14 protein-coding genes are annotated in these 14,520 nt (G+C 45.4%); 3 read left to right on the forward strand and 11 right to left on the reverse strand.

Translation table 11 applies throughout. From position 1 onward, the window contains the following. Positions 1–55: 55 nt before the first annotated feature. The 3 genes from EPH95_RS07300 to EPH95_RS07310 are packed head-to-tail and all read right to left on the reverse strand — an operon-like array spanning position 56 to position 2,758. Entirely contained in the window at positions 56–814 is a 759-nt protein-coding gene (locus EPH95_RS07300) for an iron ABC transporter ATP-binding protein (RefSeq protein ID WP_142091527.1), read from the reverse strand. A gap of 50 nt (positions 815–864) precedes the next feature. Then, a complete protein-coding gene (locus EPH95_RS07305) occupies positions 865–1,815 on the reverse strand; it encodes an iron chelate uptake ABC transporter family permease subunit (protein ID WP_142088667.1) in 951 nt (316 codons plus the stop codon). Beyond that, positions 1,805–2,758, reverse strand: coding sequence for an ABC transporter permease (locus EPH95_RS07310; protein ID WP_142088669.1), 954 nt, complete (start codon positions 2,756–2,758; stop codon positions 1,805–1,807). Before EPH95_RS07310 ends, EPH95_RS07305 begins: the two co-directional genes overlap by 11 nt. 340 nt (positions 2,759–3,098) lie before the next feature. On the opposite strand from EPH95_RS07310, the gene EPH95_RS07315 reads away from it, so the two are divergent. Next, entirely contained in the window at positions 3,099–5,747 is a 2,649-nt protein-coding gene (locus EPH95_RS07315; protein WP_142088671.1) for a S8 family serine peptidase, read from the forward strand. A gap of 149 nt (positions 5,748–5,896) precedes the next feature. Here EPH95_RS07315 and EPH95_RS07320 read toward each other — a convergent pair whose 3' ends face one another. The 3 genes from EPH95_RS07320 to EPH95_RS07330 all read right to left on the reverse strand — a co-directional run bounded on the left by EPH95_RS07320 (position 5,897) and on the right by EPH95_RS07330 (position 7,917). Then, positions 5,897–6,853, reverse strand: a complete 957-nt coding sequence (locus tag EPH95_RS07320; RefSeq protein ID WP_142088673.1) for a nuclear transport factor 2 family protein — start codon at positions 6,851–6,853, stop codon at positions 5,897–5,899. Between the two features lie 64 nt (positions 6,854–6,917). Next, complete coding sequence (locus EPH95_RS07325; protein ID WP_142088675.1) at positions 6,918–7,130, reverse strand: hypothetical protein; 213 nt, start codon at positions 7,128–7,130, stop codon at positions 6,918–6,920. 361 nt (positions 7,131–7,491) lie between these two features. Continuing rightward, entirely contained in the window at positions 7,492–7,917 is a 426-nt protein-coding gene (locus EPH95_RS07330; RefSeq protein WP_142088677.1) for an organic hydroperoxide resistance protein, read from the reverse strand. 169 nt (positions 7,918–8,086) lie between these two features. Here EPH95_RS07330 and EPH95_RS07335 point away from each other — a divergent pair, with 169 nt between their 5' ends. Continuing rightward, a complete protein-coding gene (locus EPH95_RS07335) occupies positions 8,087–8,554 on the forward strand; it encodes a DUF4064 domain-containing protein (protein WP_160141673.1) in 468 nt (155 codons plus the stop codon). A gap of 78 nt (positions 8,555–8,632) precedes the next feature. Here EPH95_RS07335 and EPH95_RS07340 read toward each other — a convergent pair whose 3' ends face one another. Both EPH95_RS07340 and EPH95_RS07345 read right to left on the reverse strand, forming a co-directional pair. Continuing rightward, the gene (locus EPH95_RS07340; RefSeq protein ID WP_142088682.1) at positions 8,633–9,835 is read right to left on the reverse strand and encodes an FtsW/RodA/SpoVE family cell cycle protein; all 1,203 of its coding nucleotides are present in this window, start codon (positions 9,833–9,835) and stop codon (positions 8,633–8,635) included. Between the two features lie 75 nt (positions 9,836–9,910). Next, positions 9,911–10,705 carry a polysaccharide deacetylase family protein gene (locus tag EPH95_RS07345; protein ID WP_227004089.1) on the reverse strand — a complete coding sequence of 265 codons (795 nt, stop codon included), beginning with the start codon at positions 10,703–10,705 and terminating at the stop codon, positions 9,911–9,913. Positions 10,706–10,822: 117 nt separating this feature from the next. Here EPH95_RS07345 and EPH95_RS07350 point away from each other — a divergent pair, with 117 nt between their 5' ends. Continuing rightward, on the forward strand, positions 10,823–11,140 hold the full coding sequence (locus EPH95_RS07350; protein ID WP_142088684.1) for a hypothetical protein: 318 nt from the start codon (positions 10,823–10,825) through the stop codon (positions 11,138–11,140). Here EPH95_RS07350 and EPH95_RS07355 read toward each other — a convergent pair. From EPH95_RS07355 to EPH95_RS07365, 3 genes are all read right to left on the reverse strand, one after another. Further along, entirely contained in the window at positions 11,134–11,571 is a 438-nt protein-coding gene (locus EPH95_RS07355; protein ID WP_160141674.1) for a chemotaxis protein CheW, read from the reverse strand. The two genes, EPH95_RS07350 and EPH95_RS07355, sit on opposite strands and share 7 nt — an antisense overlap. A gap of 15 nt (positions 11,572–11,586) precedes the next feature. After that, entirely contained in the window at positions 11,587–13,554 is a 1,968-nt protein-coding gene (locus EPH95_RS07360) for a chemotaxis protein CheA (RefSeq protein WP_142088689.1), read from the reverse strand. A 115-nt stretch (positions 13,555–13,669) separates the two neighbouring features. After that, a complete protein-coding gene (locus tag EPH95_RS07365; protein ID WP_142088692.1) occupies positions 13,670–14,326 on the reverse strand; it encodes a superoxide dismutase family protein in 657 nt (218 codons plus the stop codon). Positions 14,327–14,520: the final 194 nt, after the last annotated feature.

The following is a 14,520-nucleotide window of genomic DNA, read 5'->3' on the forward strand; positions in this document are numbered from 1 at the left end:
AAAAACGACTACTCCATATTCGGAGATAGCCGCTTTCTCATCAAACTCACTTCTGCTAGGTAAAATAAACACAAATTCGATTACAATTCACTTCTTCAATGTCAATCTCCATGTCATAAATCTCGCGCAACGTATCCCGATTAATAATGTCGTGGCAATGTCCTTTTTTTACGAGCTCCCCATCTTTCAAGGCAACGATCTCATCGGAATAACAGGAAGCAAAATTAATGTCGTGGACGACGATCATGATTGTTTTGCCTAAATCGTCGACCAAGCTACGCAATGTTTTCATGATCTGGACCGAATGCTTCATATCTAAATTGTTGAGCGGCTCATCCAAAATAATATAATCCGTGTTTTGGGCGAGGACCATGGCGATATAGGCCCTTTGCCTTTGCCCCCCGCTCAGTTGATCGAGGAATTTACCCTGGATGTCCCTAAGCGCCATGTAGTCAATGGCGTCATCTACGTGCATCCAATCTTCTTTCGTTAACCTGTTTTGGGAATAGGGAAAACGGCCAAAACTTACGAGCTCCCGGATCGTTAAGCGAATATTAATATCGTTGGATTGTTTTAAAATCGATATTTTTTTCGCCAGTTCGTTGCTTTTAAAGTTATTAATGTTCTTGCCGTCAAAAAATACATCGCCTTCGTCTTTTTTGATCAAACGGCTAATCATCCCAATGAGCGTGCTTTTACCAGCGCCGTTCGGGCCAATGAAAGATGTAATCGTTCCTTTTTTTACTTGAACCGAGACATCATCCACCACTCTTTTTCCATCGTATATTTTCGTTAGATTTCTTGCTTCAAGCACGTACTCATTTTTTACAGCCGACTTTTCTTCCCTCTCCAACATTTTCATGCTCATTTTTTGGTCCCCCTTAACAACAGGTAAATGAAATAGGTTCCACCGATGAAATTAATGATGACACTGAGTGGCACCGCATAGTTAAACATCCGTTCAACGACTAGCGTTCCGCCGACGAGGGCGATAACACTGACGAGAATCGAAGCATTAATTAAGTGCGTATGTTTAAACGACCGAACGATCTCTCTGGCTACGTTCACCACGAGTAATCCCAGAAACATAATGGGACCGACAAGCGCGGTTGACACCGAGACCATGATCGCTATAACAATCAGGTATCTGCGTATCACACGATCGTAAGGAACCCCCAGATTAACCGCCTGATCCCTGCCGAGAGAGAGAGCATCCAAGTATTTAAGGTACGGCCACACATAGACCGTCGTAAGGATGAGAATCACAATGGAAAGCCATAGAAGATCCTCATTAATGTTGCTAAAGCTTGCAAACATCTGGTTCTGGATCGTTAAAAATTCATTCGGGTCAATCAGGACTTGCATAAACGTGGACAAACTTGAAAATAGCGTTCCGAATACAATTCCGACAAGCAAAAGAAAGTAAATGTTCTGTTGTTCGCCTCGAAATAATAGCGCGTATAACACGAGGGCGAAGAAAACCATGACGATAATCGAAACGATAAAATTTGTGCCTTGGCCAAATGATGCAAACCCGGCTGTGCCGGCAAAAAAGATCAAAGAAGTTTGTACGAGCACATACAGCGAATCCAATCCGATAATACTCGGAGTTAAAATCCGGTTATTGGTAATCGTTTGGAAGATCATGGTCGAAAACGCGATGGCTGCGCCGACAATGATAATCGCTGTTACACTCCTCCCTCTTCTAGGGAGTGCGTAATCCCAGCCTTCAGGGCTAAGGCCGATAAACATATACGTAATAGTCAGTATGACGGAGACAGCAATAAGTAAGGTAAAGATCCATCTAGCCTGCATGAGCGTTTCTCCTTAAGAGAAGGTAAAGAAATATGGCGCTGCCAATGATACCCACCATAAGCCCGATCGGCACCTCATACGGATAGATAATGACCCTTCCCAATATATCGCAGGCCAATAAAAAGATGGCTCCAAATAAAGCCGTATGTGGAAGGCTGTTTTTTAGATTGTCGCCTTTCATGATCGAAACGATATTCGGAATGATCAACCCCAAGAACGGAATGGAGCCGATCGTAACGACAACCGTTGCCGTTATCATCGCTACGATGAATAGCCCTGCGTTCATAATCCGATTGTAGTTCATCCCCAAATTGGCTGAAAAATCCCGGCCCATCCCGGCAACCGTAAAGCGGTTGGCGAATAAAAAGGCAATAATCACAAGCGGAATGCCGATATATAAAATCTCATAATTTCCCCTGACGACAAGCGAAAAGCTTCCTTGCATCCAGGAGGAAAGGCTTTGCATCAAATCATATTGATAGGCAAAAAATGTCGTAATCGCTTCTACAACGCTTCCGAGCATTAAGCCGACAAGCGGGACGAAAATCACATTTTTATAGCGAATGCGTTCCAAAATCTTCATGAAAAGGAATGTGCCGCCGAGGGCAAACAACATGGCAACGAACATTCGCTCCAACGTACCCGCTTGCGAGAACAAGAGGATGGCGACGAGAATGCCAAGCCGCGCCCAATCCATCGTTCCGGCAGTCGTGGGAGAAACAAATTTGTTCTGTGTGAGCTGCTGCATGATCAGCCCGCAAACACTCAAGCTTACTCCGACAATAATAATACTCATCAATCGGGGGATCCGGCTGATAAGGATGGTTTGTATCTGTTCGTCTTGAAGGTTAAAAATGTCGGCCGGGGATATCTCCTGAACGCCGATAAATAGAGATGTGATCGATAATACAATGAGCAGTGGCAGTAAGTATTTTATTCTCATAAATCATTCAACAGCAGCAACTCTGATAAGTGCCATTGCCCCCTTTTTCATGCTTAAGCTTCTGTATGTCATCCCGATAATGAGATTCATTATCAATTATATCATTTTTACTACTACGGTCAATGTTTATTGAGAAATCTTTTCAATTGGACGCTGAAGAAGGAAGAGCTTTTATATATAGCTAAAGATCCCTCTCTATTTTTCGGTAAAATAAGGAAATACCTCCTGATTTGTCTAATTATGCAGGAAAATTCATTAGGTCCAAGAATCTAGTAATAAATACTTAAAAGGAGGGTCGAAGAACGAGCCAGGAAAACGCTACGTGCATAGGAGGTATTGTATGTTTGACAAAAGTCGTTCTATTGCAATTTTCAGCGTGGTCATTCTATTAGTGTCGGGAGCTTTTCCGAACGCTTCATTGGCCGAAGAGGATGAGCCCACAGCGGAACTCTATGGGGAGCATGATTTCTCCTCTTCAGATGATGCCACCGTTATCGTCGAGTTGGAAGAAGAATCGGTGGCAGAAGCCAAACACATGGGTTTCTCCCAGTCCGAAGACACGATTGAAAGCCAACAAACACAAGTGCTTTCCGAGATTGAGACATTTGCTGCCGATTATGAAGTCGGTCATACTTACCGGCATGTCTTTTCTGGCTTTTCCCTTGATGTGCCGGAAGATGAAATTCCCAATCTTTTAACAGTAGAAGATGTAAAAGCCATTTATCCCGAGGTGGAATACGAGACGACCGACATCGGAGAACCTTTGCTCATTCAGGAAGAAGAAATGGACCCGCTCATGTTGGACAGCGGCCCGTTTATCGGAGCTGATGAGGCCTGGGACTTAGGGTACACCGGAGAAGGATCGACAGTTGCAATTATTGATACCGGTGTCGATTATACCCACCCCGATCTTGAACACGCGTTTGATGATTATAAAGGCTATGACTTTGTGGATAACACCGACGATCCACAGGAAACGCCTCCGGGCGATCCGCGTGGGGGAGAGACGAACCACGGCACGCATGTAGCCGGAACTGTTGCGGCTGATGGCTTAGCTGTTGGTGTAGCGCCGGATGCCGAGTTGCTCGCCTATCGAGTATTAGGACCCGGCGGCTCCGGCACAAACATCGATGTCATCGCCGGTATTGAGCAAGCGGTTATCGATGGCACTGATGTCATGAACCTCTCGCTTGGGAATACGTTAAACGACCCTGATTACGCGACGAGCATCGCGTTGGATTGGGCGATGGAAGAGGGCGTAGCTGCGGTCACCTCCAATGGAAACGCCGGACCGGACAATTGGACGGTCGGCTCCCCCGGCACATCAAGAGATGCCATCTCCGTTGGAGCTTCAGAGCTACCTTACAGCGAGTACAGTGCAGAGATAGAAACCGATAATGAGTATCTTTCCGCAGAGGTTATGGGATACCCGAATGAGCTGGATTTGTTAGCGCTTGACAGGGCAGAATATGAATTCGTAGATGCCGGTCAGGGACACCCGGAAGATTTTGAGGGTGAAGATCTTGAAGGTCAGATCGCGCTCATGGTTCGCGGTGATATTCCATATGTGGAAAAAGTGGAAAATGCTGAAGAAGCGGGCGCGGTTGGCACGATTATTTTTAACAACATCGAAGATGAGGAACAACCTTTAGTTCCTGGCCTGCCTTTGCCAACGATGATGCTCTCGCTTGAGGACGGCCAACAAATGCAGTCGGCACTGGAACAGGGGGACAACATGGTTTCTTTTAACCTGGCGTTTGAACGGGAAGTCGATGAGACGATTGCCGATTTTTCTTCACGCGGGCCGGTAATGGACACGTGGATGATTAAGCCGGATGTGACTGCCCCCGGCGTGGATATTATCAGCACAATTCCAACCCATGAAGAGGATGACCCGTACGGATATGCTTCCTTGCAAGGGACAAGCATGGCGGCACCTCACGTTGCCGGAGCTACAGCCGTTCTGATGGAATCGGATCCCGATGCGGAAGTGGAAGAATTAAAAGGGCTTCTCATGAATACGTCCGAGACGTTACATGACCCCGATGGCGACATTTACCCGTACAACACGCAAGGAGCTGGAAGCATCCGGGTTCCCGATGCGATTGAATCCAACACGGTAGTCACACCGGGAAGCCATTCTTTCGGCACATTTGCTGAAGAAGACGGGGTACAATCCGAGCGCAGCTCCTATACGATTCAAAATCGTTCGGACGAACGCCAGCCCTACGCTTTTGATATCAATTTTGACGCCAACCCGGATGGAATTGATGTGTTGACGAGCAGCGATGTTGCTTTGAACCCGGGAGAATCCGAAGAGATTCGCGTTAATATTCAAGTCGATCCTGATCAATTGGAAGACGATTATTACGAGGGGACGATTACCGTAGACAGCATGAATGAGACGATTGAAGTACCGACGATTCTATTCGTGGACGAGCCCGATTACCCTCGCATCACTGAACTCGGCGTTGACGAAAATGACGAGGGCGGCTTTGGCTACACCGCTTATCTTCCGGGCGGAGCCGAGGAATTCGGCCTTTTGGTATACCAAGCAGAACCTTTCGAATATGTGGGATTGGCCGAAGTTGACACGGAGGTGTCAACGGGTGAATATACCGGCACTTGGGACGGCACCATCGTCGGAGATCCATTGCCGGGCGGAGACTATGTCCTCGTCGGTTATGCCAATCAAGAAGGGCAAGTCGATTATGCCCAAAGCCCTGTTATCTCTATTGAGGCAACCACCAACGCCACACAGGAACTGATCGAACAGTCTGTTGATGATAACGAGGCCGCTCATGCACTATCGCTTCATATGACAGCGCTAACCCATTACGAAGATCAAGGAGACGGGGATAAATTTGTCAATCATATGGGGGGATTCCAGGACTTGCTTGATCAACAATTGGACAAAAGATCGATCTCGGAAAACACGTTTGCCATGCTTAGTTCTCAAGTTGATCTACTAATGGAAACGTGGCAATAACACGAATACCCCGATTCACTACGGTGTGCCGGGGGGATGTTTCGCAGCAGCGTTTATTAGCCGAAACAAACGATATCAGCCACTTCATCCTCTTTTTTCAACACAAAAAGCATTGCGCCTACTGACCAGGAACAATGCTTTTTGACCATTCACTCATAACGATGAATCATGGAAATCCGCCATTCGCCGCCGATCTCGGAGACGAGAACATCTTCGGTAAACAAGCGCTCGTCGGAACCAGGACGATATTGGGCACGCACGATATAATCATCGTTGTCTGTCGTGTATGCCAATAAATCCGGAACGACTTCCTGAATCTCTTCCTCATACAATTCACCCATCGTGACATGTACGTCTTGAAATTGGGCTTCTCCCTCGGCTAATAATTCCACGTATTGATCGGCAGTCATTTGCAGTTCATCTTGCCGGTATTCTTCAGAAAACAACTCGAAAAGTTGCTCATAATTTTCGTTTTCTAGTCTATTATAGTATTCTGCCACAAAAGCCTCCGGTGTAAAAAGCAGACCACCCTGCGCAGTTGCTGATTGCTCGGGAGATACCGGCGTATGAATGAAACTGTCAATTACTTCCGAGTTTTCCCCCTGTTCATTTACTAATAAGTCATTGCGGATCACCACATCCCCGTTTCCATATCTATCCCCTTCCTCTCCTTGAAAGTGCCCTTCCAAGAGGACGCTTGCCGCCTCTGCTTCTTCGATATCATGTTCATAAAAATGTTGAAGAGGGGATGCTTGTTCCTGTTCCATGGTTTTAATATTAATGCTTTCTATTTGGAAATTATCGAATTGTTCTAAAATATTTTGGATGTCATTTTCGTCACTTCTAAGCTGGCTCATTAGCTCAATTTCTTCTTCGTCCCCGCTATTGACCGCCTCAAAGTAATGAAAGATAAATGATTGCAACATTTCTTCACTGCTGCTGTCAGCTGACGCGCTCTCTTCATGATCAACGTCTGTATCTTCCGCATGCTGGTCACCCGAGTCGTCATCCACATCATTCGAATGAGAAACATCCGATTCATGAAAACAAGAAACCGAGAGCAACAAACCGGTGAGTAGCAACACACCATGCCACACCACCTTCATAAACGACTCTCCTCTCTCCTAAGCCTTAAGAGATATCTCGCATCTCCCAACACCCTATGCCTGCTTACTCCACTTGTTTGTACTGTTCAACAAGTTGCTGGACTTCCTCATCTTCTTCCTTCTGCCGCTCGTCGCGAACAAGGCCTGCAATCGAACGTTTTTGAATAATAAACCGTAAATCAGCCATTAACTGGACCGTATCAATACCGGGGGTCTTAGGGTCAGCGTTCACCCTCTCCCGATAACGGTCAAACTTGGTGTGATTCAAAAATTTCAATAAACAGTAGTAGCAACCTCTGCGTGTGCCTAATTTTAAATATTTGTTTTTGATGTTTTTTTTACATATGTTGCATTGAATCTCTGGTTTCCTTACGTTGTTCAGGCGTATGGATTCAAGCAGCCAAACCGATGTTTTTTCTATATTCCCTACATTAATTGAAAAAACCCCCTTTTATAAATTAGCTGATGGATGGCAAGTTTTTTTCTCTCTTAAACGTATACTACCCTCTCAATATTATCAAGTCATCGGCTCAAAAATAGGGACGAAAGCCTATAGAAGAGAGTTGATATTCGGTATATTAGTCATATGCAATAGAAGCGCCCGAGCAGGAAAATCCAACAACGGGCGCTTTCCGGTATTATTTTGCCGTTACATTCAACGATACGTCAATGTTGCCTCTTGTTGCTTTGGAATAAGGGCAAAATTCATGTGCTTTTTCAATTAATTCTTCAGCTTTGGCCTGATCCACACCCTTCACGGATACATTCAATTCCACCCCAAGTTGAAAACCATCATCGCTTGGATCTTTCAACAAGGTTACGGCTGCTTCCGTTTCCGTTTCCACATCTTCATTGCTTTTGCTTGCCATTAAATTAAACGCTCCATCAAAACATGACGCATAACCGGAAGCGAATAATTGCTCAGGGTTGGACGAATCGGATGGGATATTATCACCGCTGGGCATCGACAGGTCAACATCGATAACCCCATTATCTGATTTTACGTGCCCTTCTCTTCCTCCGCCGGTTACAGTAGCTTTTGTTGTAAAAACTTTGTCTGCCATTGTACATCTACGTCTCCTTCTTCATTCAATTTGTTCTACTTTATATATTTACGTTCCCGCGAGATTTTAAACCTCTGTTTTTATGAACGTGATTTCACGATTAGCAACAGAAAGCTGCGGGTATAATATACCTGCACAACCCTTGCCGTTAAAAGGAGGATTTAAAGCGTTGAAACGTACAGGTGAAATGGTGTTGGGAATTATTGGTGTTGTCATTACATTTCTTGCATTTTTTCTTGTTATGTTCACGGTGATAGGTGTGCAACAAGCCGACCTCACCCAAATGACCAATATGATCGAACAAGAGCTTGCAAATGACCCGAATATACCGGCTCAAGAAGCGGAAGAACTTTCAGCGATGGTTTTAGGTGTTGTATCGAGTGCGGGTTGGTGGTTTCTTGCCGTCCATGCCATCGGTTTGGTTTTAGGCATTATCGCCCTCGTAAAACTAAACCGCAATGCCAAAACAGCCGGCATTCTGTTCTTAGTGGCCGGAGGAGGACTGTTGTTATTAACCGTTGGATTCAGTTTCTTGTACGCAGCTCTCTTCATTATTGCAGGTCTGATGTGCCTGCTTCGAAAACCGCCGGTTAAACCGGAGGGAGGAGACTACCCGGAACAGCCCCGTCCTGAATAACGTATTAGAGGTCGAACTCCTGGAAGTTCGACCTCATTGTCCTTTCCTTTCTCTTGCCTACCGCTCGGAGCGCTCCCTTCATTCTTCCTCAAAGAAATACGATTTCGAATGATACCGAACGCCGAGAACAAGACCTAGCGCCAGCAATGAACTTAACAGCGAGCTTCCCCCGTAGCTTATGAGCGGCAACGTAAACCCGGTAACAGGCAATAAACCAATGTTCATGCCAATGTTTTGAAATACTTGGAACGTAAAAAGGGCAATGACTCCCGCGCAGATATATGTGCCAAAACTATGATGGCTGCGGATGGCTGTCATCATAATTTGATAGAACAAAATAAAATAAAGGGTGATCACAATCGCGGTTCCGATAAATCCGGTCTCCATCCCGATAACGGCAAAAATTAAATCCGTGTGGGCCTCGGGAAAATAGACATTGTGTTCGGAACTGCCGGTCAGCCCGCCCGAACCGATCGCGGTCATCGCTTGTGCCACTTGAAAACCGTCATCCGAATATTCCAGCGGCTGCAGCCACCCGTGAAAACGATTGACCTGGTAATCTCTCATATGGTCAAACAATAGCCGTTGCACAACCTCCGGAAAGCGGAAATAAGCAACGATAAAGGAGCCAAACAAAAACGCGGGCACTCCATACAAAACGGAAAGCAGCTTGTAGGAAATCCCTGACACCAGGGTTAATCCGATAGCGATCGCGACCATCATCATGATCATGCCCATGTCCGGCTGAAAATATAATAAAATAATCGGAGGCAAAATAACGGCTCCCATTTTCGCAAGCAACCATATGTCCGACCGGAACTCTTTAGGCGTGAACATATTGTTATGCCGATAAATAACCGAACTAAGGGTGATAATGACAAACACTTTCATAAACTCCGATGGTTGAAGGTTAATCGGACCAATGTTAAACCACCTTGTCGCCCCCTCTGTTTCCGGAGCGATACTATCAGGCGCAAGCACCAATACGATTAACATAAATATCCCAAAACCGTAAAAGATCCAGTGCAAATTCAAATAGTACTCAAAATCAAAGTGTAATACAACAAACGCGATAAGAAATGAAATAATATAAAATGCGATTTGCATGATGACAAAATTTGTATCATATTGCTCTTGTTGTTGAGCCAAAAAGACATAAAAACAACTCACGACAGCAAAAATGAACAGCACGAACATCATATTGATGTCGTATTGCTTTTCGTTATTATACGGTCTCACGTCTTCATCCCCTGTTTTTACTTTCAATTCTGTTTTAATCATACATGAATTTTAGGCGATCGTATATGAACAAAATAAGAAAAGACCAGTCCCTGTATGCAACCGGTCTTTATGCTTTCATTTTTCCCTCGGAATGTCAAACATCGTCGATACCGTTACGAATTCATATCCTTGTTCTTGCAACTCGGTAATAACGTCATTTAACGCTTCGGGCGTCTGGATCTCCTGTGTCCAATCGCCGCCGTCGTGCATGAGCATGATGTCACCCCCGCCGGTGTGATCAAGGACGTTTTCGACAATTTCACCAGCGGGGATTTGTTCCCAATCCATTGAATCAACGGACCAGCCGATGACCACGTTATCCAGTGCCGCGAGCCTTTCGGTTTGCTCTACGGTCACATTGCCATACGGCGGGCGAAACAGACGCGGCCGATAGCCAATCACATCTTCGACGACCTCCTCCGTCTGTTCCACTTCCCATTCCATTTGCTCCACGCTTTCCTCAGCCAGATTCGGATGCCAAAAAGTATGGTTGCCAACATCATGCCCTTCCTCATCCATCCGCTCTAAAAATTCCGGATAAGTTTCCGCCCGTGCCCCCATCACAAAAAAAGTGGCCGGGACATCATGGAATTGCAAAGTGTCAAGAATAGGCTCGGTAAAACGAGGATCAGGGCCATCGTCAAACGTAAGCGCAATCTGATTACTCGCCGGATCCCCTTGGAAAAACACAACCCCTGGAAATTGCATTTGCAACTCCATAATGGAAACAGGGTCCGGGTTCCGAACATCTTCTTCACTTCCACCGCGGAGGGACGGAGGATCATCGTCATGATCCGCTTGGACTGCGCCCGATCCAATCCCATAGCTTATTAAAGATAGCAGAATTAAAAACATCCATTTTTTCTTCACAAACTTGCCCCTTTCCATAAATAACATTTTTGTTAGTTTGGACAAGGTGCTTGGCTTTATGTGTTAGAATGCGGGATATATGTCCGAACATTGTTCGGCCGGAAAGGAAAGACGTTTATGAAAACATGGGATCGGATTTTTTATATCATCATTGCCTGCCTGGCTCTGGGAACGGTCATCTTTGGTATGGAAGGAACGCATGAGATTCCCTTTCTAGTGTTGGCCGTTTCGTTTTTCGGGCTTTCCTTGATCAGTTATTTTTTGTTTTTCAGCCTCCTAACCACAGGTTGGTTCTATAATATTTGGGCCTTGAATGGCATACTCATAGCCATTGCTTTCTACTTTGAAGATGCATCCATCGTCCTCATCCCATTAACCCTTATTTGGCTGGCAGTGCTTGCTTCGGATTACTTCATCCGTCAACAAGGTCATTGAAGCACTTTATCGGTTTCCAGTAATGTTATGATCCGCTGTTCTATTTTCACAACACTTTGGCCAAATGCATATGTTTCACCTCCACGTACGACAGATACATCCTCTATATCCGTTTCCGCAATATCCAAAAGGTCGTTCGCACGATCAACAATGAGACCGATCGCACCCTCGTTTTCGTCAACCACCAATATTCGCGTCTGTTTATCATAAGGGGAAGCCTCGAGTCCAAGACAAAGCCTGAGATCAATGACAGGTGTCATTTTGCCCCGCAAATTCACAACGCCGGCAATGTCCCGGCGATGGGCGCCGGGAACATGAGTAATTGGCAACATACGTTCGATCGACTGCACGCGGGTAATCTCCAGGCCATATTCTTGTCCGTTCAATTCAAAGATAACGATTTTCCATTGAGCAGTATCTGTATTCGTCACCGTTTCCACTCCCTCTTATTTTTTAACGAGTGCATCTGTGTCAATAATTAACGCTGCTTCTCCATCGCCTACAACGGTTGCACCCGAAATCGCAAAAACATCCTGTAAAAAAGATCCAAGTGACTTTAACACCACTTCATGATGGCCGATAAATTGATCCACCACAAGCCCTACATATCGGTCTTCTTTATTTATAATGACAACGGAATGGAATTTTCCCCCTTGTTGAGCCCCTTTCGTATTTGGCGCTTGAAACACATCGTGCAAAAACAGCAGCGGTATAATGTGTCCCCTGAATTCCATAACCTTTCGGTCGTGCGTTTCACGGACTTCCGCTTCCGTTATAATCGCCGTTTCCATAATTGCCGAGATGGGAATGCCATAGGTTTCCTTTTTCACTTGCACGAGCAAAACTTCAATAATGGAAAGCGTCAATGGCAACTGAACAGAAAAAAACGATCCTTTTCCAAGTTCGGAATCAACGGAGACGACACCGCCTAAGGATTCAAAAGTTTGCCGAACAACATCAAGGCCAACCCCTCTTCCCGATACATCCGTAATTGTTTCCGCCGTACTGAAACCCGGCGAGAACAATAAGTCATACTTCTCGGGATCCGTCATCGTTTTTGCATCTGATTCAGTTATGATGCTTTGACTTATTGCTTTTTTAACGAGCTTTTCTTTATCGATGCCCGCCCCGTCATCCGAGACCTGTATGTATACATGATTGCCGCTGTGATAAGCGCTAAGGCGAACCGTTCCTGCTTCATTTTTACCGGCGGCCATTCGTGTCTCGGGCAATTCAATTCCGTGATCGATGGAGTTTCTCAACAAATGAACGAGTGGATCCCCGATTTCATCGATGATCGAACGGTCCAGTTCCGTTTTTTCCCCTTCGATTTCTATTTTCACTTTTTTCCCAAGATCTTTGGACACTTTTCGAACCATGCGCGGAAAACGGTTAAAAACATGTTCGACGGGCACCATGCGCATGTTCAAAATAACCGTTTGCAACTCTTCAGATATACGGCTCATTCGCTCTACCGTTTCCGTTAACGATTGGTTTTGCAACGCTTGCGCATTCCTTTCCAATCGGCTCCGATCCACGACCCATTCCTCAAACAAATTCATCAACCTATCCAAACGTTCTATATCAACCTTGATCATTCGCTTCGTTTCTTTTTTTTCCGGGAAGGTCGTCGGATCGTTTGCCGTTTCTTCTTGAGACGTTTCCTTTCGCTGCATGCGTTTACCTGTAATCGTTTCAATACGTACAGAAGTGATCTCGGACACCTTGTATAGGATTGCTTCCAACTCTTCGATGCTTCTTTTCGATATAAAAGCTAGTCTAAACGTATGTTCAAAATTTTCCTCTTCCAAATCTTCCACGGGCGGGCTGGTTTTAATGACCTCTCCATGGTTCCCCAATCCATTGAATACCATATGCACCCGCGCCGCTTTCAAAAGGGTGGATGGATCCAAAGTAACCGTAATATCATACGGCGTGTACCCTTGTTCTGCCGATTGGGTCAATACGGTCTGCTCGAATTCATCATAGGATAGCGATTGGACTTTCTCGGTTACCGCCCCTTCTTCTTTTCCGTCATCGGAAGTCAAGGCTTTCAAAAGAGCGAGATGGACGGCAATATCTTTATTGTCATTTCCGCCTTCGGCAACATCGTCAATCATTTCTTCCACTAAATCTACAGCCTCAAAGACATGATCGAGTGTTTCGGAGGTCGCCGCCAGCGTTTCATTCCGAAGGGCATCCAACACATTTTCCATCGTGTGCGTAAGTTCGCTAAGATTGTGAAACTCCATCGTTGCCGCCATTCCTTTTAACGTATGGGCAGAACGGAAAACTTCTTCAACGATAGGGAGTGTGCCCGGGCTTTTTTCCAACTCCAATAAATGGTTGGTCATATTTTGGACATGTTCCCGGCCTTCATCGATAAACAATTGCATGTAATTCGATCGTGCCATTTCATCAACTCATTTCGGCCATTCTATTGTTCTATTTTAACATAATAAGTATTGAAATGAGTATTTTTTCCTATATTTCATTTTAAAAAAAAGAAGCGAAAGCCATCGCTTCTTTTTACGCTTCTTCAATGACAGCACAAGCAGCACGGTCTCCGGCGTCTCCGGTGTCAAGCGTATCTTCGTCCGGTCCGGAATCGCCTTCGTCTTGTTCATCGGAAGTGTAGCGATCCGGAATATTGGCGAAATTATCAGGATCCTCATGAACGATCATGGCTGTTTCTTCTTCAACGAGTTCATCAGGATCGAAGCGGTCGACTTCTACCGACATATCAGCTGTTCCATCTTCTTTTACATAAAGTGGCGGCAAGTCGCCGGCGTGCTCCCCGTGATCATTGTCTTCCGGCGCATAATGGCCTTCCGCTGTCTCAAACGGCCCTTCTTCGGCATCAGGTTCGCATACCCCTTCTTCATGGATATGGAAACCATGAAAACCTTGATCGAGATTTTCAACTTCTGCACTGATTCGTGTGTTGCCATCGGTTTCATAAAAACTTACCGTCCCTATCGATTCCTCGTCTGGATCATACAATTCGGCGACCGCGTCTGGCTCCTCTGCATCTTCTGCCTCCTCATTATCCGTTTCTTCCGCTTCGCCATTGCCTTCACCATTATCCAACGACTCATCTTCCTCATCCGTATCTTCCGGAGAACAGGCAGCCAACAGGATTGACACACCGCCTGCCAATACAAATGAAAATAAATTTTTCTTCATCGGCTTCAACTCCCCAATTCAATATGTTCACGGTGTGCTATTGCCCGTAAAAAGATCGGAATAAACGACAAATTTCCATATTCATGTAAATACGTTCGCAAGTCTTACGAAATCATACCCATCTATCAGCGTTCACCCAGTAGATAAGCCCCAAGAACTAGACGATGAGATTTGTAACATTGATAAAAATCTTT

This window comes from Salicibibacter halophilus (genome assembly GCF_006740705.1).
Lineage (GTDB): Bacteria > Bacillota > Bacilli > Bacillales > Marinococcaceae > Salicibibacter > Salicibibacter halophilus.